The following is a 22,636-nucleotide window of genomic DNA, read 5'->3' on the forward strand; positions in this document are numbered from 1 at the left end:
CGCTTGGGAACGAGCCTGTCGTCCTAAATTGTGTAAGCTGCACGTAGCGCCTTCCTCAGGCAGACTGTTGCCCGTAAACTGCAAAAGAAATGGTCACCGCAGCAGATAGCAGGATGGTTAAAGAGAACGTATCCAGGAGAGACGCCAAAGCACGTATCGCATGAGACTATATATCGAAGTCTATATGTACAGGCACGCGGTGTACTAAAGAAAGAACTCATGGCTCACTTACGCGCTAGCCGCCGGACCATCAGGCGTTCACGCCACGCCAGCCTCAAGCGAGATAGCTTAGGCCAGATAACCGAAGCTGTCTCCATACGTGAACGGCCAGCAGAAGTAGAAGGCCGAACTGTTCCAGGGCATTGGGAAGGCGACCTGATTGCAGGGTCAAAACAGAACTTTATCGCGACACTTGTAGAGCGTCATTCTCGCTATGTCATGCTCGTTAAAGTCCCAGGCAAAGAAACAGCCAAGGTGACTGCGGCCCTCACCAAGCACGCAAAGAAATCACCCAAGGAACTCTACAAATCACTGACATGGGATCGAGGCATGGAGATGTCTTCCCATAAAGTGTTTACGGTAGCGACAGATATCTACCTCTTCTTTTGCGATCCATATAGTCCGTGGCAACGTGGTGGCAATGAGAACACCAATCGCCTCATCAGACAATACCTTCTCAAAGGCATCGATCTCTCCGTCTATAGCCAAGCTAAATTAAATGGGATAGCTAGAGCTCTCAACGAGCGTCCCCGAAAGACCCTCGACTACGAAACACCGGCCGAGCGGTTTGGCCAATGTGTTGCGGCGACCCGTTGAACTCACACCTCTTAGCGGACATCAGGAAAGCAACTTAAAGCACCCAGAAGTGACAGTAGTACGTTTCCATTGGCATGCCTGTATTGCCCTTAGATTTATGTGCGTTGTTTTAGGTGAGAAGTGACTGACCAGTAGGCAAGTTAGTGTATTTGTAAATTCATGTGACTGCGTCGGACGCAATGCGTTGGATACATAACTTGCAGATATTATGGCTTATTTTGAAACCCTGTCGAAAACCACTGAGTGTTAAGTATGTTGGCTGAGCCTGTGGCCAAAATGCAACACGTCATGAAAATCTTAATTGGTCATACCAATTATAATAAATTGGTCAACAATATGGGTTGACATGAGATGAATTATTGGTTCTTTAGAGGGAATAATATGAATCCAATTTTCTCAGGGGAAAATAACTATGTCAAAACCAAGCCAATATAGATCTATTATTACGGCTACATTAGCATCCGTATCAACACTAGCGATGTCATCAGTAGCTTTTGCGCAAGACGCAGAGCCAGATGAAATTATCGCAGTAGGTATTCGACAGTCTCTCGAAAATGCACTTATTGAACAGCGCGAGTCTGCTAACCTTACCGAGGTCATTTTAGCGGAAGATATTGGTAAGCTTCCTGACCAAAACCTCGCTGAAGTTCTTGAAAACGTCACAGGTATCCAAATTACGCGTACGGCTGGTGTTGGTACAGGTGTTCAAATTCGCGGCACGAATGCAAATCGCACTGAAGTCAACGGTGTATCCACTGTAGGTTCTGGCGGAGGCCGTAGTGGTATTAACTTCGAAGACCTTTCTGCTGGTATTATTGCAGGCGTAGAAGTGATTAAAGCGCCTGAAGCTCAAACAATTGAGGGCTCAGTTGGTGGTACTGTTAATCTTAGAACAATACGCCCGCTTGACTTGAAGGAAACTCTAGCAACGGTCCGAGTCCAAGGCGAAAACAGTAGCCTATCTACTGAGGGTGGTTGGACACCGAGAGTCTCTGGGACATTAGGCAAGAAGTGGGATAACGCATCAGGACAAGAAATAGGTGTTGTTGCAAGTATTAGTTACACTGAGCAAGAAGCGAGTTCTTTCCGTCCTCGTGTTGACCGTGATGGTAGCTTGGTGCCCAATACTTCAGTTAATAGAGACGATGGTTTTCGGAATGATGCAACGGCTCGTCCAGCTGCTCAGGACTTCGATTTCCTTGGTATTCAATTCCTTAACCAAGAATTCGAAAACTTTGAATACGACACACTCAACTTTGCAGGCACAATTGAAGCAAAGCCAACTGATAATTTGAAGCTTTATTTTGATGCCGTCGTAACAGACCAAGAACGTCGTCAAGACAGTACGCGCGTTCAAGGCTCTGGTGTCAGTAGTCGCGCTATCCTCAATACAAATTTACCCTCACAATTTGAAACGGTGAATTTTGGTTCATTGGACGGTGTCAGTATTGGTAGTATCCAAGCTGCACTCGTGGGAACAATCCAACCCAACTTAGATACAGAGCTTTTCAATGCTGATGGCACTCGAGCTGATAACTTTGATGATGATGACCCTAATTTGCGTTTTAATAGTGATACGGGCGCGCGTGTTACGGATAGTCAAATTTTCAGATTGGGTACTGAGTGGGAAAAAGGTAACCTTTCTGCGCGTTTAGAGGCTTCTATGTCTTCATCAGACTCAGCGGGCCCTACTCTGAGTACTCAGCTAAACTTCATTAACCCAAACCCGCTAACGCCACCAGATGGCACAAGCAACGATAACAGCACGCCATTAAGATACGACTTGACTGGTGGTGCGCTCACATTTGGTATTGATTTTAACTCGCCCTTCGCGCCACAGGTTAGTGATTTGACTAATCCGGCCAATGTTGTGTTGGATCAGGTGGATATCAGCAATAATACTCAGAAAAACTCTGAAGATGCCCTTCGTGCAGATTTCTCATATGACTTCAGTGATTTCGACTCCATTGGCGGCGTATTATCTTCTGTTGATGTGGGCTATCGTTACAACAAAAACCAAAGTACGTTTAACCGCAGAAGTGATCGTATTGGCGGTTTCAGCCGAATCGTGAATAGCCCGAGTGGTACGCTATTCTCAGAGCTGTTAGTTGCAGGCCCAGATAACTTCGGAGAGTCTGACGGTAGAGAGCTGGCCTTCCGTAACTTCATTATTGTTGATCCAGATCGCGCGTTTAACGATCCTGTGGGCACATTAGCCATTCTTGAGCGTGCCTTGGCTGCGCATGATCCGAATTACGAGAGTGATGTAGATCTTAGTTCTAATGAGTCATCCTTTTTCGATATCGAAGAAACTACGCATTCTTTATATGCTCAAGCCAATTTTGAAGCTGGCATCTTCCGCGGAAATGCGGGTGTTCGTTATATCGAAACCGAAGTTGCTTCGACAGGTAATACGATTATCAACGGTGTTGCTAATCTCGAAACAACAACGGGTAGTTATGACTTTATCTTGCCCCGTTTCAATCTGGTTGCAAGCCCGACTGAGGACATACAATTGCGGGCCAGTTGGGGGAAAGATATCAGAAGACCTAACTTCAGTTCTCTCAATTCATCAATAACATTTAGCAACAATATCAATTCGACCGTAAATCTCGGCAACCCTGGCTTGGAACCTGAGACCGTTAATTCATTTGACGTATCAGGTGAATGGTATTTCGCTCCTGCAGCGGTCTTGAAAGTGGGTTATTTCAATAAGAAGCGTACTAATTTGTTTGGCTCGGTGTTTACCGATGCGGGCGAGGACGCAAATGGATTTCTTATTACCGGAGACCCCTCATGTGCGCAGGGTGGTTTTTTCAACCCTATTGCCCAAGGTGACGGTATTATTGGAGCTCTTGGAGCCACGGGTTTCTGTACTGGCTTTAACCAAAGCGTTAACGATCCGGACTCAACCACGCAGCAAGGTATTGAAGCGTCGTTCCAATATGATCTTTCTAATCACGAGGACAGTCTCGGTAGTTTTGGATGGGCGTCAGGTTTTGGTATTTTAGCTAATTATACTCACCAGACATTTAAAGGTGGTTCGATTGTCGATAATGTGTCTACACGTCGAGGTATCGATGTCTTTAATGCGATTAATGGCATATACGATTCAGCTAACTACGTGAACTATTCTCGGGACCGTGGATTGCTTGATTTCTCAGAGGATGCCTACAACATCACGGGCTTCTATGAGAAATATGGCTTGTCAGCGAGACTGCGCTATACTTGGCGTGACGCGTTCCGCACATTGGATACTGCTGCGGGTGCTAGCCTGAATAGTACATTAGGCTTCCCTGTTGTAACGTCTGCAAGAGGACAGTTAAATGGCGGCATCAATTATGATGTAACTGATAGCCTTAATATAGGTGTTGAGGCGGTTAACATCACAAAGTCCGGTATCAAGCAATGGTGTGTTAATGATGGTGCCTTGCTCTGTGCTCAGGGCATCCCTGATCGCCGTATCATCGTTGGGGCTAGCTACACATTCTAACTTAAAAATGTCGCAAAATATCGCGAGCTGTAAAGAAAAGAAAACGCCTCACATTTGTGGGGCGTTTTTATTTTATTGGCGCCCAATAAATTAATTGGTATCACCAATATTGTATTCCCTTTATAATTGGTATAGAAATTTCTCATGGCTGAAAAACGATTATATCACTCTGTTGCAAATCAGATTTTAGAACTTATTGATTCTGGGGTTTTCCCGCCTGGCAGCCGATTGCCTGGCGAACGTGATCTTGCGACTAAATTTGGGGTCAGCCGAGTTGCCGTACGCGAAGCCGAAATTGCTTTACAGGCACAGGGGCGTCTTGAAATCAAAGTCGGGTCGGGTGCTTATGTCCTTGATGGGAGCAATCAAGCTTTAAAGGGTCTGCCAAAAGTAGGTCCCTTCGAATTAACCGAAGCTCGGGCCTTATTTGAGGCTGAGTCTGCCGCCCTCGCGGCACCTATTATCACGGACGAAGCGATTGAGGAGCTTGAAAAATATATAGATATTATGTCCGGAAAGGTGAAATCTAATATTTCTCCGGATGCGGCAGACGAAGCTTTCCATATGACGATTGCGCGATCTACAAATAATCATGCGATTGTGTTTGTCATAGATAGTATGTGGAAGATGCGAACGGAGGCCGCGCAGCTCCAAAAGGTCTATAAATCGGTTTGTGATAAGGATAGTAGTCATCGTGAAGACGAGCATACGGCTATATTAGATGCACTTAAGAACAGAGACCCTTCAGCGGCTAGGAGCGCGATGCGCGCTCACTTTACGCGTATGATTGAAGCCTTACTCGTCGCCTCCGAAGAGGCAGCTTATCAGGAAGTTAAAAGAAAAGTGTCGGAAAGTCGGTCACGCTTCACACTGACTCAACAACTTCATTAGATATATACCAATTATAGAAAATTGGTATATATATTGGTTGACAAAGCTGTCTGTATTCCAGATATTTCCCTACATAATATTTTTGACGCCTGCGGTTTTACGCGGGCCATCTCAGGGAGTTGCAGCGCATGTCTTCAAGGCTAACATTGCTCAGGCCGATTGTAATCCTTGGCACAGCAGCCTTGATTACGTCATGCGATGCAGCATCCGAAGAGTATCTGGTTTCAGATCCGCAGGAATATAGCCAGGTTGTTGAATCTGCAAAACCTGGTGATGTTATTAGACTCGCAAACGGAACTTGGGAGAATTTTGAAATTCTCTTTGAGGGAAAAGGGAGGAAAGACAAGCCGATCACACTAACAGCTGAGACTAAAGGGCAGGTTATTTTATCGGGTCAGTCCAATTTGCGAATGGCTGGTGAGTATCTTGAAGTTTCTGGTCTTGTTTTTAGGGATGGCTACACGCCCACAAGCGAAGTCATCGCCTTTCGGAATTCGAAAAAGCTCGCAAATTACTCGCGGGTCACAGAAGTTGTCATTGATAATTATAATAATCCCGAACGCTACGAGACTGATTTTTGGGTCATGATGTATGGCAAAAATAACCGTTTTGATCACAATCACCTTGTCGGTAAGCGCAATAAAGGCGTGACTATGGCGGTGCGGATGAATACCGAGGGCAGCCAAGAAAACTATCACCGTATCGATCACAACTATTTCGGACCAAGGCCTATATTAGGCTCTAATGGCGGAGAAACTTTACGTATCGGCACAAGCCATCATTCGCGTAAAAACTCTCACACAACGGTAGAGAATAACTACTTTGACCGCGCTGATGGAGAGCTTGAGATTATCTCAAGTAAGTCCGGAAAAAACAAAATTCTTAATAATACATTTTTCGAATCTCGCGGGACGCTGACCATGCGTCATGGGAATGATACGCTTGTCGAAGGAAACGTCTTTTTCGGTAATGATGTTGATCATACTGGCGGTGTTCGCGTAATTAACGCGCGGCAAACTGTTCGAAACAATTACATGGAAGGCCTCAAGGGGACACGTTTTGGCGGTGCCTTCGTGGTGATGAACGGTGTACCAAATGGGCCCATCAATCGCTATGATCCTGTGATAGGCTCAACGATGGAAAATAACAGCCTTATCAATAGTGACAACCTGCAGCTTGGTGCGGGCAGTGATGAAGAACGGAGCGGCCCGCCGAGTGATAGCACTTTTTCCAATAATCTGATTTATAATGATGATGGCCGTGATGTTTTCACTGTCTATGACGACATGTCCGGGATCGACTTTGAGGACAATATATTAGGCTCAATGGATCCGCCTGAGTTCACAGATGGATTTACTCGTGAAGCCCTTAAAATGACACGTGCAGAAAATGGTTTAATGTATCCTCAGTCGGATATCAGCGCAGGTGCGAGCCGAGAGCTTGCAGTCACCACCAAAGATATGACGGGCGTATCCTGGTATCCTAAAACAGAACCAATAGTGCCATTTCAGTCCGGCAAGACAATACGTGTGAACTCCGATGAGGGAGCCTTGTTATCGGCTATTCAATCTGCAGAAGCTGGCGACGTTCTTGCACTAAGTCCTGGTGATTACGTTATCGGTAAGTTCCTGAAATTGGATAAACCGCTAACCGTGATGGCTGAGGGCGACGTCAATTTGAGCTTTGAGCGCTCTACGCTTTTTGAAATTCTTGATGGCGGAAGCTTGCAGCTTATTGGATTGGATATTTCCGGTAAAGACGCCCCCGACTATAAAGGCAATTCAGTCATAAGAACCTCGCCTTATGCGATGTTGCAAAACTACCGCCTTGAAGTCATCGACTCGAATTTCGAAGATTTGGACATCAATCAATCTTTTAATGTGATTGCGGCGGCTAAGGGAACCTTTGCTGACAATATTTTGATAAAGGACTCGACTTTTGAAACAGTCTCAGGGGCTATTCTAAAACTTGATACAGAAAATGATGATTACGGCATTTATAACGCTGAATACCTAACGATAGAAAATTCAACCTTCAAAGATGTTGAGGGCGCTTTGGTTGATTATTATCGCGGTGGAAGAGACGAGAGTACGTTCGGGCCGCATTTTAATATGACAGATTCCACTCTGAGAAATGTCGGTAACGGGCCGCGAAATAAATCCAAAGCGTCAATCCATTTACATGGGGTACAGGTCACCAATATCTCCAAGAGCACCTTTGAAAAAAGTGCGCCTTTTCTCGTGACGCATACTGTGAGTGAGCCAAAGACGAAAATATTCAATAACACATTTATTGAAACAGCGTCGCCCCGCGTAATTGAATTAAATAGTGGATTGCCCCCGACAGCGATGATTACGGATAATGAAGGTCTGAATCCGTAATGCGTTCAATTACAAATATCACTGCGTGTCTTTTTTTGGGAACAGTTCTGACTGCCTGTCAGGATGCGGGCTCAAATGCTGGAGAAGCGATGACCTCCGACACAGCAAATTCCAAAGCGGCCCAATCTAAAATGAGCGGCTTTGATGTCACTTTGGCGAATGCTCAAGCTAGGGTGGAGGCTCGCTTGGGCGACCCGTTTACCATACCTGTTCCCAAAGACCCGGGCGGTGGATATACGCACGAAACCCACAAAGCCAACGGTTTTTTACTTTATGATGTTGGACAGCTTTACGAGCTGACGGGCGATAAGAAATATGCCGAATTTGCCGCCCAAGCTATGCTGGACTATGCGAAGGTTTATCCCGCCTGGGGCTTACACCCAGCGCAGAAAGAGCAATCACCGGGGCGGATGTTTTGGCAAAATTTGAACGAAAGCATGTTTTTGCTCAACGTTGCACAATGCTACGACGCCATAAAAGATACGCTCACACCCGAGCAAAAAGAGACAATAGAAATAGATTTACTCCGCAATATGGCCGACTTCCTATCCGTAGGCGCGCCAGAGACGTTTAATAAAGTCCATAATCACGGCACATGGGCGACAGCTGCCGTCGGGCTGACAGGTTATGCGATTGGTGATGATGAATATGTTCAGCAAGCCTTGTTGGGCTTAGATGGATCTGGTGAAGCGGGCTTCCTTAAGCAAATGGACGTGCTCTTCTCCCCCGATGGATTTTACAATGAGGGACCTTATTATCACCGTTTTGCCCTCAAGCCTTTTGTGATTTTCGCGCAGGCTGTTCAGAAAAATAATCCAGACCTCAAAATTTTCGAAAAACGTGACGGTATTTTGAAAAAAGCGATTTATGGCCTTATTCATCAAAATTATGGCGGCTTGTTTTTCCCGATTAACGACGCCATCAAAGAAAAAGGTATCAGGACAGATGAGCTGCTAAACGGCGTGGCGATTGCTTATGAGCTGACAGGCGATACAGGATTGCTCTCTATCGCGGCAGAGCAAGACACATTTGTTTTAACGCCTGAAAGCCGTAAATTAGCGGCTGATCTGGCCGCCGGTAAAGCTACACCTTTTGATTATAAAACCATGAGGTTTGGGGATGGCCCGCAAGGCGACCAAGGCGCCCTCGATGTTCTAAGGGCCTCTGATGATCCAAAGGGGTTGGCTGTTGTCGTCAAGAACACATCTCAAGGCCTTGGCCATGGGCATTTCGATAAAATGGGCTTGCTTGTCTATAACGCGGGTCACGAGATTTTACGCGATTACGGCGCCGCGCGTTTCTTGAACATAGAGGCAAAATTTGGCGGCCATTATCTCGCCGAGAATAATAAATATGCCAAACAAACCGTCTCGCATAATGCGCTCGTCGTCGATGAGACCAGTCATTTTAATGGTGATGTGAATGTCGGAAATGCAAATTGGCCGAAGATAGGCAATTTCGTTAATGAGGATGGGCTCAAAATAACGTCAGCTGAAATTACGACCGCTTATGACGATGTAAGATTTGATCGCTCGGTGGCTATGATTGATGATGCAGCTTTTTCAGAGCCTATCGTTATAGATCTAGTAGAGGCCCATTCTGAGAACGTCCACAGTTATGATTTGCCGTTCCATTATAACGGCCATCTGATTGAAACAAATTTTGATCTTCAGGCCTATCCACTGTCGCGTGCACCGCTGGGAAAGAAAAACGGTTATCAATATCTCTGGAAAGTCGCAGAGGCCAATCCAGTAGACGGTCTGTCACAAGTCACATGGCTCTTGGACAAAAAATTCTATTCTGTGACATCGGTTGTGCCGTCCGAGGCTAAAATTGTATTCACACAAATTGGCGCAAATGATCCAAATTTTAATCTTAAGCCTGAACCTGGATTTATGCTTCGAGCTAGAACGTCTGACGGCGTATCATTTGTATCGGTCATAGAGCCGCATGGGGATTATAATCCAACCCTTGAATATACTATAGGCAGCCATAGCGCGGTCAAATCTGTCCGTCACTTCGAAGATGGCGGCGATGAATATATTCTTATCGAAACCAAGGCGGGAGAGCGTGTTGGTTTAGGGCTGGCTGGTGACGGGGGTGCAGATACCGTCCATACGATTGATGTGGATGGAACTGATGTAACATGGACCGGCCCATACAAATTATTTCATTCTGAGACACATAAAGCGGCAAGGAATTAATTATGCAAAGTTCAAATTTTGTTTTTGATAAGGATGTTCCGAAAGAAGATGTCGATCCAGGAATAAAGCGCCAAATCCTAAGTCATAGTGATGACATAATGTTGGTAAAAGCGACGTTTGAAACGGGTGCTGAAGGGTACATGCACGAACACTATCATAGTCAGATTGCCTATGTAGAAAGTGGCGTTTTTGATGTGACCGTAGGGGATGAAACGAAACGCTTGAAAGCGGGGGATAGTTTCCTGATGACACCTCACGTCATGCACGGCGCGATTTGTATCGAAGCGGGCGTATTGCTCGATATGTTCTCGCCCATCCGCGAAGACTTTTTCGAAAATTATTATAAAGGCGAAAAGCCTGAAGGGGAAACATCATGATGAAGGGTAATTTACGTTGGTGGGTCGTTGGGCTCGTAGCGCTTGCAACCGTTATTAATTATATTGATCGAGGGGCTTTGGGTATTCTATGGCCTGAGATCAAAGCTGAATTCGGATTTTCAAATCAAGACTATGCCAATATTTTTGGTGTGTTCGTATTAGCTTATGCTTTTGGCCAAACCATTTTTGGTAAGATATTTGATTGGCTAGGCACACGGATTGGGTTTGTTTTGTCTATAGGTGTTTGGTCTATCGCAACAGCGCTTCATGCATTTGGTTCAAGTGTGATGACTTTTCAACTCTTTAGAATTATTTTAGGCGTTGCCGAGGCGGGTAACTGGCCTGGTGCTTCTAAAGCAAATGCTGAATGGTTCCCAGTTAAAGAACGCGCTCTAGCGCAAGGAATATTTAATTCTGGTGCGGCTATTGGGGGAATTCTTTCTCCGATTATATTGGCGCTTTTAGCCGCTTTTATGGGGTGGAAAGCCATATTTATAGCAATCGGTCTTATCGGTCTGTTATGGCTCATACCTTGGTTGATCATTTATAAATCAAAACCTGAAGATCATCCTTGGCTTGATCCAAAGGAGCGTGAATATATCCTTTCTGGGCAACTCGTCAAAACAGATGATGGTGAAGATGAGACGGATTACAACCCTTCAACAGGTGAAATGCTCTCGCGTAAAGAAACTTGGGGAGCCATTTTGCCAGCTATGTTTATTGATCCGATTTGGTGGTTGTTTGTCGCGTGGATTCCGATCTATCTCATCGATAGCTTTGGGTTTAACGTTAAAGAACTCGGCCTTTATGCATGGGTGCCTTATGTAGGCGCGATGTTTGGGGCTTGGTTTGGCGGACTACTGGCGCAAAACCTATTGGGTAAGGGGTGGACTGTTAATAAGACGCGTAAGTTTGTCATCACATTAGGTGCGGCCATTATGGTTCCAGCTTTGTTGGCTATGTCTGTAGCCTCAACGCCGATTTTAGCGGTGTTAATTATGGCGACTATCCTTTTTGGTTTCCAAACATCTATTGGTAACGTTCAAACGCTTCCAAGTGACTTATACAGTACTAAAGCTGTGGGTTCATTGGCTGGCTATGCGGGTACAGCAGCTAAGTTGGCTGCGGCCTTCTTAGTTTGGATTGTTCCGCAAATCACAACTGAAAGCTATATGCCTGCATTCATCATTGGTGTGGCTCTAGCTGTCTTGGCTGTGTTGAGCGTTCTTATACTCATTCCGAAAATCGAACCTCTTAAACCTCGTGCAGGCAAATCTGCGTAACTCATACAAATAAAAAAGACTGAATTAGGAGTCACACTTATGTCTAAACCAATTATTGGATTTATCGGCCTTGGTCTCATGGGCGGCAATATGGTCGAAAACCTTCAAAAACGTGGATTTGAAGTTATCGTTATGGACCTTAATAAGGACGCGGTTCAGCGCGTTCTTGACCGAGGTAATGCAACAGAGGCAAGCTCGCCTAAAGAACTCGCAGAGAAAGCTGACATCGTTCAGTTCTGCCTGACGACCTCAGCGGTTGTTGAGAAAATTGTCTATGGCGATAATGGCGTTTTGGCCGGTATTAAGCCCGGCTCTGTGTTGATTGATTTCGGGACGTCAATTCCAGCCTCTACTAAGAAAATCGGGGCTGACCTTGCTAAAAAGGGCGTAGGCATGATTGATGCGCCGCTGGGCCGCACACCCGCTCACGCCAAAGACGGACTACTAAATATTATGGCGGCGGGCGATAAGGAAACTTTCGACAAATATGAGTCTATGCTTAAAGAGCAAGGCGAGAATGTTTTCTATCTCGGCGCATTGGGGGCAGGGCATACGACTAAGCTCATCAATAATTTCATGGGCATGACAACCGTCACGGCTATGTCTCAAGCTTTTGCTGCAGCAGAGCTTGCAGGTGTTGATCGTCAACAGCTTTATGACATCATGTCAGCAGGCCCGTCTAATTCGCCATTCATGAAGTTTTGTAAAAACTACGCCGTCGACAACAATAGTGATTTGGGATTCTCCATTAATAACGCGAATAAAGACTTGGGGTATTTCGCTCAAATGGTGTCTGATCTAGGCTCTGTCTCTTTGGTAGCTGAGGCGACATCCAAAAGCCTTCAAGCCGCTGTTGATGCGGGTATGGGTGACGGTAATGTGCCTGAAATTTACGACTACTTTGTAAAGCTCAAAAAGTAAAAATATCCGTCAGTTTTGGTATCAAAGCTGACCGATATATGACATTTAAAAATATTATATTTTTAAACAAGATTTTATCATGACAAAAAAACTCATCTCTACATTAAGACATAATCGGGTTGTCCCCCTTGTCCAATCAGACAGTCCGGACACGGCTTTGAAGATTTCTGAAGCTCTTCTTGAAGGTGGCTTAGATGTTCTTGAGGTGGTGCTGCGTACTGATGCCGCTCTAGATTGCCTTGAAGCAATAGCAAAAGAATTCCCGAAGGCCCATGTAGGCGCGGGAACGGTATTAAGTGCTGACCAGTCAAAAGCAGTTATACGCCGCGGCGCAACCTTTATCGTCTCTCCTGGACTTGACCCAGCCTCTGTTGATGTTGCGAAAGAGGCGGCTATTCCTATCCTTCCGGGTATTTCTACAGCGACAGAATTACAAAGCGCCTGGAATATGGGATTACGCACGGTGAAACTTTTTCCTGCCTCTGTTGTAGGTGGCCCCAAAATGCTTAAGGCCTTGTCTTCCGTTTTCAGAGATGTTGAGTTTATGCCTACGGGCGGCGTCAATCCCGCAAACCTAAAAGAACATTTGGCTATTCCGGCTGTTCTGGCATGTGGCGGGTCTTGGCTTACCCCTAAAGACGCGATTGAGGCTGGTGACTTCGGTGCCATTACAAAATTAGCAAAAGATGCGATTGCAATCGCAAACTCATAAACGGAAAATATAATGGCTGACTTTCTATCTTTTGGCGAAATCATGCTTCGCCTGCGCACCCATGGCTATGAGCGCTTTTTCCAAAGCCCAGCCTTCGAAGCAACATTCGGAGGCGGCGAAGCCAATGTAGCTGTCTCGCTGTCAAATTATGGATTCGATGCGGGCTTTATTTCCGCGCTTCCAGATAATGATATTGGCCAAAGCGCGATCAACGCCCTCCGTGCTCTCGGAGTTGATACATCCAACGTGAAACGCCAAGGTGATCGCGTTGGTATTTATTATCTTGAAACAGGAGCTAATCAGCGCCCGTCCAAAGTGATCTATGACCGGGCGGCCTCATCGATCTGCGAAGCTCGAGTCGGTGATTTTGATTGGCCCGCAATTTTCAAAGGGGCTAAGTGGCTCCACATTACGGGTATTACGCCCGCTCTGTCTCAAGGCTCAGCTGACCTCAGTTTGGAATGTGTAAAGGAAGCCCAAAAAGCAGGTGTTACAACATCTTGCGATTTTAATTTCCGAGGTAAGCTTTGGAAATATGGGAAAACTGCGCCGGAGGTTATGCAAGACTTGGTCAAGTATATTGATGTTGGGATCGCCAATGAGGAGGACTGTCAGAAGTCTCTCGGTATTTCTGTGGATGTTGATGTCGAAAGCGGGTCAGGTCACTTGGACCTTTCAAAATATGAAGAGCTGTCCCAAAAAGTCCTCGATATCTATCCCGGCATGTCGACGATTGCGATTACGCTTCGCGCGGCCGTTAACGCGAATATTAACGGTTGGTCCGCCTGTATGCGCGACCGCGAAAATGGATTTTTATCATCAAAAAAATATGAGCTAACAGATATTGTTGACCGTGTTGGCGGCGGCGATAGCTTTGCCTCTGCCTTTATCGCAGGTTTAAATCTTTATGAGGACCGTCAGCAAAGCCTTGAGTTTGCTGTTGCAGGGTCCGCACTTAAGCATTCAATTCTGGGTGATTTTAACCGCGTAAACCGCAAAGAAGTCGAAGCCTTAATGGGCGGCGATGGCTCGGGCCGCGTTCAACGCTAGGATAATTTTCAGGGAACCTCAAAACTTGTCGTCAGGGCCTTCATTACTTTGGGGGAGATCATTGAGGTCAAATTGTTTTACTTGAAAGTTTGTCGCAAATCATTTCATAATTATATTTCATTGAATCTTTTCCAACCTTGTAATCGTAATACATATCTCTCTGCGGATGTGAAGGCGCGCAAGTACTATTTCTGCGTATATTCGTTGATTAATGACCTATTCTTGCAAGCTATAGATGCTTTAACTTTTACGAGTCCAATAAACTTAAGAGATATTGGCGAGTTGGATTGATTTCCATATGTGTGATTTCTGTAAGGTGAGTATAAATTTGAAATTTAAAATTTGAGGAGGTCGTCTCTACTGACAGTTAGGCAGTTTCGAGTGAGGCTCTAAGAAAAAGCATAGTGCCCTTCATTAAGCTATTCGAGTGGGGCGTCTGCTGTCGTTTCTAGTACCGATGCCAACGCCTCTAGTTCATGGTCTTTCAATTTCTAAAATGTTACTCCGCATAAACTGATAACCAAAGTCAAGATTGAGGGCGGCAGCAAGGTCTTCTTGCGCCATGCCAAGTTTCTTGCACATGACCCTCACATTATTTCCGCGTACATTTTTTTGTTGTGTTTTTCTTTTCGCTGACATGAAAGGGAGACTGAAACAAAGATGAATTTCGTATAGACGATTTAAGTATATTTTGGTATTGTCTTACCAAAGAAGAAAAGATCATGTTTGCAGATTTTGAAGTTCTAGGAGGCGGCTTTCTACCGAGCAAGGAGAGCTATGTTTATCATGGAGTCTTTGGACGTTTCAAAACTGCGTTGAAAGGTGATGATTTTTTACTTTCAGAGCAGGTTGGTAAGTAGCAAAAAAATTATCTATCCCTTTGTCGATGTGCAGAAATTTGAAGAAATCGACATTGAGAAAGTCAATGTAGGAGCCGCTACTGTATTAGGAATTATTGGCGGGTTAGCTTTAGGGCCGTTAGGTTTACTTGCATGTGGCGCTTTAGGGGCATTGAACAAAAAGCAAATGTTCGTCATTGAGTTTAAAGACGGTCGAAAACTGGTAGGGCAGGCAGGTAAGCTATCTCTCTCCAATTTGAAGCAAGCTTTCAAACTAAGGGAAGTTCTGTCTGATAGCTAATCGCTTTTACGATTCCTGTGCTTTCTTTAGGGTTTTTCACTTACAGCGCACTTAAGCAAAAATAGTGAGTTTCATTTTCACAGGCGCTATTCAGTTGTTGCCCTTGAAAAGATAGCGTAAGCTACTGATATTGCTAACTAAATATAAGTGTAAAAATGGTTCCTGAACCTGTGGTGATCATTGCTTCGATACATTAATAAATAAAATGAGTTATACGGTTACGCAAGAGATTTGTGAGGCAAAAAGTTAGGCTGTTTGTGAGGTAAGTGGCATTGAAGAAATAGGTAGAATTATCCTCAAAGCATGCGTAATTGGACGGACTGATTACGTGGTCGAGTTCCTGATAGTCTGCAGATGTTGATCTGTAGCTATAGGAGATAAGAATGGGTTATTTTGTAGGATTAGATGTCGCACTGCGATCTTTGGCTCTGTGCGTGATTGACAGTGACGGTAAGATTGTTCTGGAACGAGCCTTAGATTGTGAAGTCGAGGCAATACACGAATGCCTCGCGAAGTTTGGTCATCCGGTATAAAAGATCGGCTTTGAAGCGGGCACGATGAGTCAAACGTTATTTTATGGATTGCAAGAAGTTGGTTACTATGTTGTCTGCATGGAAGCTCGCCATGTCAGTGCGGCTTTGTCTGCCATGCGCAACAAAACGGATAAGAATGATGCCAGAGGTATAGCGCAGATCGTACGTTCGGGTTGGTACCGCCCAGTACATATGAAGAGCCGAGAAGCCCATTATATAAAAGCTCTCCTCACAAGCCGTAAGGCCGTTCTGCGTAAATGCGTTGATCTGGAGAATGAGATACGCGGCCTGTTCAAGGCTTTTGGGATTAGACTGCCCGCGCCACTCTCGCATACGAAATTCGAAGACACTGTACGCCCCATTATGGACGCAGATGAAGGTTTGGCTTTTGCCCTTCTGCCAATGCTGGAAGCCCGCGCTGCACTATATGTGCATTACAGAGAACTCGACAAAAGGGTAAAATTAGTGGCGCGACAAGACCCTATCTGCAGCCTTCTTATGACAACACCGGGTGTTGGCGCGATGACAGCCCTCCACTTCAAAGCTGCGATTGATGATCCAACGCGGTTTACATCCTCTAGGAATGTTGCTGCCCACTTCGGACTTACTCCCAGACGCTCTCAATCTGGCGAGATGGATAACACAGGCCGGATATCTCGGGCCGGTGATGCCGATGTGAGAGCCGCTCTATACTCAGCGGCTAACTCCCTGCTTACTCGAACCAAACAGATGTCCCCGCTCAAGGCCTGGGGATTACGGCTAATAAGGTCCAGAGGTCGCAAACGTGGCACTGTGGCTGTTGCTCGTAAATTAGCCGTTATTCTACATCGTATGTGGCTCGACGGCACACCTTATCGTTGGTCTGATATGGAGGACGCAAAATGAGGCGCTAAACCTTCATATTAAAACCAACGGTTCGTCCTGACCCAGACGAGGTGTTTGTGGATGACGCCGATTAGGTCTCCTGTGCCATCTTATTATGAGCACGCCTCAAAGCAAGGCGCTCCACACACCGATTCCGAAACATGCATGCAGCGGCTATCCCTGATCAGTCGACTGCGAAGAGAAGCGTGACACGGGAAAGAACAGAACCATTAATTAAAAGAAATTAGGAACTTGACTCAACAAACCAATTAAAGAAGGAGACGTAAACTCAGAGGAGAAGTTCCGACCTGATCTGACAGTTCCGCAGATTTTTAGCGGTGATCTGTCAGTTCAAGTTCAGTGTATGAACTTTTCCTTCCAGATAGCTTTACCCTCCATCATAGTCGCGTGCGTTATACGTCCAAGCTCTTGCGAGTCATTCGGGCCTATGCCCGCTTTGACGGCGCGAATATTATGATGCGGCTTAAGCTGGATATGCTTTGCAATCGGGCGTGGCGGCAGGCTGTTTTGCGGAATCTGAACGGCTAAAGGCGCGGGCTCGTGCCATTATACGGGCCTGTGCGTTACTTAAATCTTAGAAAAAGCACGGGATTATGGCCTGTTGATGTGGAGCGTAGGGGTGCGCCTCGCTATGATGGAGCCGAATCATAAGAGATCTCCATGACTGATGACAACACGACTGAAGGCGGCCTTCCTGAGGACGGCGTAATTGAAGAGCATATCGATGATGCTTTGTCGTCACGTTATCTCGCTTATGCTCTTTCAACGATTACGCAGCGAGCTTTGCCGGATGTGCGCGACGGCTTGAAACCCGTTCACCGCAGGATCCTTTATGCGATGCGTCAGCTTAAGCTCAACCCTGAGACGGCGCATAAGAAGTCTGCGCGTATTGTCGGGGATGTTATGGGACAATATCATCCCCATGGTGATGCCTCTATTTATGATGCGCTAGTCAAGCTCTCCCAGAGTTTCTCCTCGCGCTATCCTCTTGTCGATGGGCAAGGGAACTTTGGTAATATTGACGGGGATAGCCCGGCTGCCATGCGTTATACCGAAGCCAAAATGACGGCGGCGGGCGTTGCCTTGCTCGAAGGTCTTGAAGAAGATGCTGTCGATTTCACGCTGACCTATAATGAAGAAGATGAAGAGCCTGTTGTTTTGCCCGCTGGTTTTCCTAACTTGCTGGCTAATGGCTCCACGGGTATTGCCGTGGGCATGGCGACGTCAATTCCGCCGCATAATGTGGCCGAGATATGCTCGGCGGCGCTGCACCTGATTAAGACGCCTAATGCCCGTATCTCGACCCTGATGGATTATATACAAGGTCCAGACCTGCCCACGGGCGGCATTATTGTTGATAGTAAGGTGTCTATTCTGGACGCCTATAAAACGGGGAAGGGAAGCTTTAAGGTCCGCTCCCGCTGGCATAAAGAAGACCTTGGCCGCGGTATGTATCAGATTGTTGTCACGGAAGTTCCTTATCAGGTTCAAAAATCGCGTTTGATTGAAAAACTTGCCGAAGTGATTGAGACGAAAAAGGCGCCATGGCTCGAAGATGTGCGGGATGAGAGCGCCGAGGATATTCGGATTGTTCTGGAGCCTAAGAGCAAGAATATTGATCCTGACCTTCTCATGGAAAGCCTGTTTAAAATTACAGGTCTTGAGAGCCGCACATCACTTAACATGAATGTGCTGGACGCGACGCGCACGCCTCGCGTTATGGATTTAAAAGAGGTTATACAAGCCTTCCTTGATCATCGCCGTGTGGTTTTGCAGCGCCGCTCAAACCAACGCCTTGGTAAAATAATAGACCGTATGGAAATTTTAGATGGCTATATGATTGCCTTTCTAAATATCGATGAGGTCATTCGCATTGTCCGCTTTGAGGATAAACCCAAAGATGAATTGATTAAGGCTTTTAAGCTCACGGATCGTCAAGCCGATGCCATTTTAAATATGCGCTTACGGGCATTGAATAAGTTGCAAGAAGTTGAAATCAAAACCGAGCATGACAAGCTCGCTGTGGAGAAGGCAGAGATTGAAAGCTTGCTTGGTTCCGAGAAGAAGCAATGGGATAAAGTTGCGGAGCAGGTTAAGGCAGTTCGGGAGGCTTACGGCCCAAAGACAGAGATTGGTGCGCGCCGCACGACATTTGCAGAAGCGCCTGAAATGGACATAGACTTCGCACAAGCCTTTATTGAGAAACAGCCTGTGACGGTTGTTCTCTCAGAGAAAGGCTGGATACGCGCCATGAAAGGCCATGTCTCTGATACGGGGTCTATCAAATTTAAAGAGGGCGATAGCGCCGCCTTTATTGTGCCTTGCCAGACAACAGATAAAATTATTCTCTTTGCCTCTAACGGTAAATTTTATACGATTGGCGCGGATAAGCTTCCGGGCGGGCGCGGTAACGGTGAGCCCATTCGCTTGATGATTGATTTGGAAAATGATCACACACCAATTGGCCTCTTCCTACATGACCCTGCACGCAAGCTCCTTGTGGCAAGCTCAGAGGGTTATGGCTTCCGCGTAAATGAAGCTGATGTAATTGCTTCTACAAAGGGTGGTCGTAAGACGCTCAATGTTAAGGGTGATGTGGAGGCTTTGCGCTGTGTTGAGGTCACAGGCGAAAAAATCGCATGTATCGGAGAGAACCGGAAGATTCTTGTCTTTGATGTTGAAGAGTTGCCGGAAATGACACGCGGTAAAGGTGTCCGCCTGCAAAAATATAAAGATGGCGGGTTAGCGGATATTACCACTTTCACAGCTTTAGAGGGCCTTAGTTTCGTCGATAGTGCAGGACGAACAAATAGCGTTCCCGATTGGAATATTCTTGAAGGAAAAAGAGCCGGGGCAGGGCGTATGGCCCCGAGAGGTTTCTCTCGTCAGGGCCTATTTGCTCCTGATAAACGACTTTAGTCCAATCCTTAAGTTTTGTCATCCCGACGCGACGCAAAGCCTCACGACGGGATGTTAGATATTATCTATTTGACGGGCTCTCCGTCAGCATCGACTTCGATAACCTTATACCCAAGCGCTTCAATTTCGCCCATATATTTGGCCTTGTCGCCGACGACGACCATAATCATTTCGTCCAGATTAAGATGTTTCTTAGCAAGGGTGTCGATCTCTTCTTTGCCTATACCTTGTAAGATATCAGCCTGTTCATCTACAAATGAGGGCTTAAGATCATAGGTCATCATCTGGCCAAGGAAGCCAAGCTTTTGACGCGGGGTCTCATAGGAGCGTGCATCACGTTGCCCGATAGCCGACTTGGTAAATTCAAGCTCTTCTGGCGTTATGCCTTCTTCATAGAACCCGGAGATTTCTTTGACAAATTCTGTAATTGAGGCCGCCGTAGAGTCGGCGCGGACACCTGCACCTGCGCGGTACCATCCCCGTGTCTCGTTCCCGCTAAAGAATGAACGCGCGCCATAGGTATAGCCTTTATCTTCACGAAGGTTCAGGTTGATACGTGAGTTAAAGGCGCCGCCAAGCGGATAATTCATAAGCCCTGAACGATAATATTCGCCGGTCGCATCATAAGGTAAGGCTCGTTGACCGATACGGATTTCGGATTGAGGCGCGCCAGGTTGATCCATGAAGTAGACCGTTTTACCTTGAAGCTCAGGAAACGCTTTAGATTCGGGCATAGCGACGTCTCCGCCTTCCCAGGCTTTTAGAGGCTCCAGGGCTTTGGTTAGCGCGCCTTTGCTAAGATCACTGACCGCTATGATACTAGCGATTTTTGGAGAGTAATGCGTCCCGTAAAACGCTTTTACGTCATCAAGTGTAATGTTTTGAGCCGTCTCTTCCGTACCTGCATTGCCAAATGCGAAGTTGTTGTTGGCGCCATACATTTTTTTGTTAAATATCTCGCTAGCCGTTTGACTAGGCTGCTTTTTCGCTTGGCGAATACCTTGTAGCGTATTGGCTTGGTTGCGTTCAAAGTCAGCTTGGTCAAATTTAGGCTCTAGAAGTGAAGCCACAGCAAGTTCTACCGTCTTATCAAGGTTTTTACTCAGGCTGCGAATACGCAAGGTCGTGAAACTATCGCCCGAAGACCAGCTATAGCTAGACCCAAGTTTCGCAAGCTCATTAGAGATGTCTTCAACCGACATAGACTGTGTGGCTTCATCCACCATGGCCGCTGTCATAGCGGCGAGGCCAAGCTTATCCATAGGTTCGTGCATTTGGCCTGTTTTGATCCGAAGGCTGATAGTCGTTGTTGGGACTTCATCATTGATGGCGCCAAGAAGCGGTATATCCCCAACAGTCGCATTATAGACATCCGGTGCTTTTATAGATGGATTGGGACCTGCTGGAGGAACAACGGCTCTATCGAAATTATCTTCCGGTAACTGCCAATCTACATCAGGGGACGGCCCGTCTTCTGGAATTGTACGCTCATAACGCTCCCACGTATCAGGCGCCGCTATAGCCTCTGTCATGCCTTCGGGTACGATTGACATAATAACGGCATTTTGGCCTTTGATGTATTGATTATAAACGCGCATCACATCGGCTTTGGTGACGTTTTCATAACGGGCCATGTCATCTGCAATACCGTTTGGAGAGTCGCGATATGTCTCATAGGCCGCGAGCTGCGAGACTTTTCCGCTCACGCTTTCAAGACCGTAAATCATGCCAGAAACAATATCGGCTTTCACGCGGGTTAGGTCATCATCTTCAACGCCGCGACCTTCAAATTCCACAAGTGAATCCCGAATGACTTTTTCCATATCTGCGAGTGACTTCACGCGCGCGGGATTAGCCAGTGCAAATAATGTGAAGCTACAAGAAATTTCGCGGCAGAAATGACCTGCTGAGGATTGTACGGTCAGGCCAGGCTTATCTAAGTTTTTGTAGAGAAGGGATGTTTGTCCGCCTCCCATAATGTTTTGCAAGACATCAAGAGGGGCCTCATCAGGATGGTTCGCGTGAACTGTTGGCCAAGACATGTATAAGAGCGGAAGGCGGGCGTTTTTGTCCTCGAGTGAAATATAGCGGTCTTCATCCAATGTGACCGGAACATATTCAGGGTCTGTGACTTCAGGGCCTGTCGGGATTGGCGCGAAATATTTACTGACCCATTCCAGCGTCTGGGCTTCGTCCAGATCGCCGCCAATTGTAATGACGGCATTATTAGGGCCATACCAACGCAGGAAAAACTTTTTCAAGTCATCTAATGTTGCGCGGTCGAGATCTTCGAGATAACCGATGACAGACCAGCTATAGGGATGGCCTTCAGGGAATGTCGCTTCGCCGACACGTTCGCCCAGCAGACCGTAAGGTCTATTATCAACGCGTTGCCCGCGCTCATTTTTAACGGTTTCACGCTGAACTTCGAATTTCTCTTGTGTTACGGCATTTAAGAAATAGCCCATTCTGTCAGCTTCAAGCCAAAGCATCTTTTCGAGCTGGTTTGATGGGACTGTTTGGAAGTAATTTGTGCGGTCAGTATTTGTGGTGCCGTTAAGCGTACCGCCGGCTTCGGTGATGATTTTAAAATGTTCTTCATCCGCTACGTTCTCTGATCCTTGAAACATCATATGCTCAAAGAAATGTGCAAAGCCGGATTTGCCGATGTCTTCACGGCCAGAGCCGACGTGATACGTTACATCAACATGGACCAGAGGGTCCGATTTATCTTGGTGAATAACCACCGTCATGCCATTTGCGAGTTTGTATTTGTTATAAGGGATAACAACTTCATCACCCGATTTTGTGACAGTCTCAACAAGTGTGACGCCATCAGGCAGGTCGATCTTAGCCATAGAGGTCGCGACATCTTTGGCTTTATTGGCGGCGTCTTTCGCCGTGTTTTCTGCGCCTTGGCACGCGGCGAGCATTAGGGCCACACTGGCTGATAATAAAAGTTTCTTGGTCATGGAGCTGTCCTCATAGGTCTAATTCAGATTGTTATTATTGATTATCGATAAGTGTATAG

14 protein-coding genes and 2 pseudogenes are annotated in these 22,636 nt (G+C 46.3%); 15 read left to right on the forward strand and 1 reads right to left on the reverse strand.

Annotation, left to right across the window (positions count from 1 at the left end; all coding sequences use genetic code 11):
- The 15 genes and pseudogenes from F569_RS15710 to parC all read left to right on the forward strand — a co-directional run.
- Positions 1–816 (forward strand): annotated as a pseudogene (locus tag F569_RS15710) (IS30 family transposase); the annotation flags it as partial.
- 412 nt (positions 817–1,228) lie between these two features.
- Entirely contained in the window at positions 1,229–4,309 is a 3,081-nt protein-coding gene (locus F569_RS0100085; protein ID WP_034386958.1) for a TonB-dependent receptor, read from the forward strand.
- 144 nt (positions 4,310–4,453) lie between these two features.
- On the forward strand, positions 4,454–5,200 hold the full coding sequence (locus F569_RS0100095) for a FadR/GntR family transcriptional regulator (protein WP_026940510.1): 747 nt from the start codon (positions 4,454–4,456) through the stop codon (positions 5,198–5,200).
- A 128-nt stretch (positions 5,201–5,328) separates the two neighbouring features.
- Entirely contained in the window at positions 5,329–7,581 is a 2,253-nt protein-coding gene (locus tag F569_RS0100100; protein WP_026940511.1) for a polysaccharide lyase 6 family protein, read from the forward strand.
- A complete protein-coding gene (locus F569_RS15715) occupies positions 7,581–9,785 on the forward strand; it encodes a heparinase II/III domain-containing protein (RefSeq protein WP_051279000.1) in 2,205 nt (734 codons plus the stop codon). Before F569_RS0100100 ends, F569_RS15715 begins: the two co-directional genes overlap by 1 nt.
- 2 nt (positions 9,786–9,787) lie before the next feature.
- Entirely contained in the window at positions 9,788–10,162 is a 375-nt protein-coding gene (locus tag F569_RS15720; RefSeq protein WP_051279002.1) for a cupin domain-containing protein, read from the forward strand.
- Positions 10,159–11,445, forward strand: a complete 1,287-nt coding sequence (locus F569_RS0100115) for an MFS transporter (RefSeq protein ID WP_026940512.1) — start codon at positions 10,159–10,161, stop codon at positions 11,443–11,445. The genes F569_RS15720 and F569_RS0100115 overlap by 4 nt, the downstream gene beginning before the upstream one ends.
- 39 nt (positions 11,446–11,484) lie before the next feature.
- Entirely contained in the window at positions 11,485–12,366 is an 882-nt protein-coding gene (locus F569_RS0100120; RefSeq protein ID WP_026940513.1) for an NAD(P)-dependent oxidoreductase, read from the forward strand.
- Between the two features lie 79 nt (positions 12,367–12,445).
- Positions 12,446–13,078, forward strand: coding sequence for a bifunctional 4-hydroxy-2-oxoglutarate aldolase/2-dehydro-3-deoxy-phosphogluconate aldolase (gene eda, locus F569_RS0100125; RefSeq protein WP_051279004.1), 633 nt, complete (start codon positions 12,446–12,448; stop codon positions 13,076–13,078).
- Between the two features lie 12 nt (positions 13,079–13,090).
- Positions 13,091–14,128, forward strand: coding sequence for a sugar kinase (locus F569_RS0100130; protein WP_026940515.1), 1,038 nt, complete (start codon positions 13,091–13,093; stop codon positions 14,126–14,128).
- A gap of 722 nt (positions 14,129–14,850) precedes the next feature.
- On the forward strand, positions 14,851–14,988 hold the full coding sequence (locus F569_RS19450; RefSeq protein ID WP_154813589.1) for a hypothetical protein: 138 nt from the start codon (positions 14,851–14,853) through the stop codon (positions 14,986–14,988).
- Positions 14,978–15,268 (forward strand): hypothetical protein, encoded by a 291-nt coding sequence (locus F569_RS0100140; RefSeq protein WP_162143701.1) that lies wholly within the window; start codon positions 14,978–14,980, stop codon positions 15,266–15,268. Before F569_RS19450 ends, F569_RS0100140 begins: the two co-directional genes overlap by 11 nt.
- A 383-nt stretch (positions 15,269–15,651) precedes the next feature.
- Positions 15,652–16,686 (forward strand): annotated as a pseudogene (locus F569_RS15725) (IS110 family RNA-guided transposase).
- A 387-nt stretch (positions 16,687–17,073) separates the two neighbouring features.
- Positions 17,074–17,214, forward strand: a complete 141-nt coding sequence (locus F569_RS0100150) for a hypothetical protein (protein ID WP_154813591.1) — start codon at positions 17,074–17,076, stop codon at positions 17,212–17,214.
- Between the two features lie 132 nt (positions 17,215–17,346).
- Positions 17,347–19,605, forward strand: coding sequence for a DNA topoisomerase IV subunit A (gene parC / locus F569_RS0100155; RefSeq protein WP_051279006.1), 2,259 nt, complete (start codon positions 17,347–17,349; stop codon positions 19,603–19,605).
- Between the two features lie 65 nt (positions 19,606–19,670).
- On the opposite strand, the gene F569_RS0100160 is transcribed toward parC, so the two are convergent.
- A complete protein-coding gene (locus F569_RS0100160) occupies positions 19,671–22,577 on the reverse strand; it encodes a M16 family metallopeptidase (RefSeq protein WP_026940519.1) in 2,907 nt (968 codons plus the stop codon).
- Positions 22,578–22,636 lie beyond the last annotated feature (59 nt).

The sequence above is a fragment of the Hellea balneolensis DSM 19091 genome (genome assembly GCF_000428525.1).
Classification (GTDB): Bacteria; Pseudomonadota; Alphaproteobacteria; order Caulobacterales; family Maricaulaceae; genus Hellea; species Hellea balneolensis.

Bases quoted from the DNA above. Each gene is read 5' to 3' on its own strand.
- F569_RS0100085 (WP_034386958.1), top strand. From the start codon at position 1,229: ATGTCAAAACCAAGCCAATATAGATCTATTATTACGGCTACATTAGCA.
- F569_RS0100095 (WP_026940510.1), top strand. From the start codon at position 4,454: ATGGCTGAAAAACGATTATATCACTCTGTTGCAAATCAGATTTTAGAA.
- F569_RS0100100 (WP_026940511.1), top strand. From the start codon at position 5,329: ATGTCTTCAAGGCTAACATTGCTCAGGCCGATTGTAATCCTTGGCACA.
- F569_RS15715 (WP_051279000.1), top strand. From the start codon at position 7,581: ATGCGTTCAATTACAAATATCACTGCGTGTCTTTTTTTGGGAACAGTT.
- F569_RS15720 (WP_051279002.1), top strand. From the start codon at position 9,788: ATGCAAAGTTCAAATTTTGTTTTTGATAAGGATGTTCCGAAAGAAGAT.
- F569_RS0100115 (WP_026940512.1), top strand. From the start codon at position 10,159: ATGATGAAGGGTAATTTACGTTGGTGGGTCGTTGGGCTCGTAGCGCTT.
- F569_RS0100120 (WP_026940513.1), top strand. From the start codon at position 11,485: ATGTCTAAACCAATTATTGGATTTATCGGCCTTGGTCTCATGGGCGGC.
- eda (WP_051279004.1), top strand. From the start codon at position 12,446: ATGACAAAAAAACTCATCTCTACATTAAGACATAATCGGGTTGTCCCC.
- F569_RS0100130 (WP_026940515.1), top strand. From the start codon at position 13,091: ATGGCTGACTTTCTATCTTTTGGCGAAATCATGCTTCGCCTGCGCACC.
- F569_RS19450 (WP_154813589.1), top strand. From the start codon at position 14,851: ATGTTTGCAGATTTTGAAGTTCTAGGAGGCGGCTTTCTACCGAGCAAG.
- parC (WP_051279006.1), top strand. From the start codon at position 17,347: ATGACTGATGACAACACGACTGAAGGCGGCCTTCCTGAGGACGGCGTA.
- F569_RS0100160 (WP_026940519.1), bottom strand. From the start codon at position 22,577: ATGACCAAGAAACTTTTATTATCAGCCAGTGTGGCCCTAATGCTCGCC.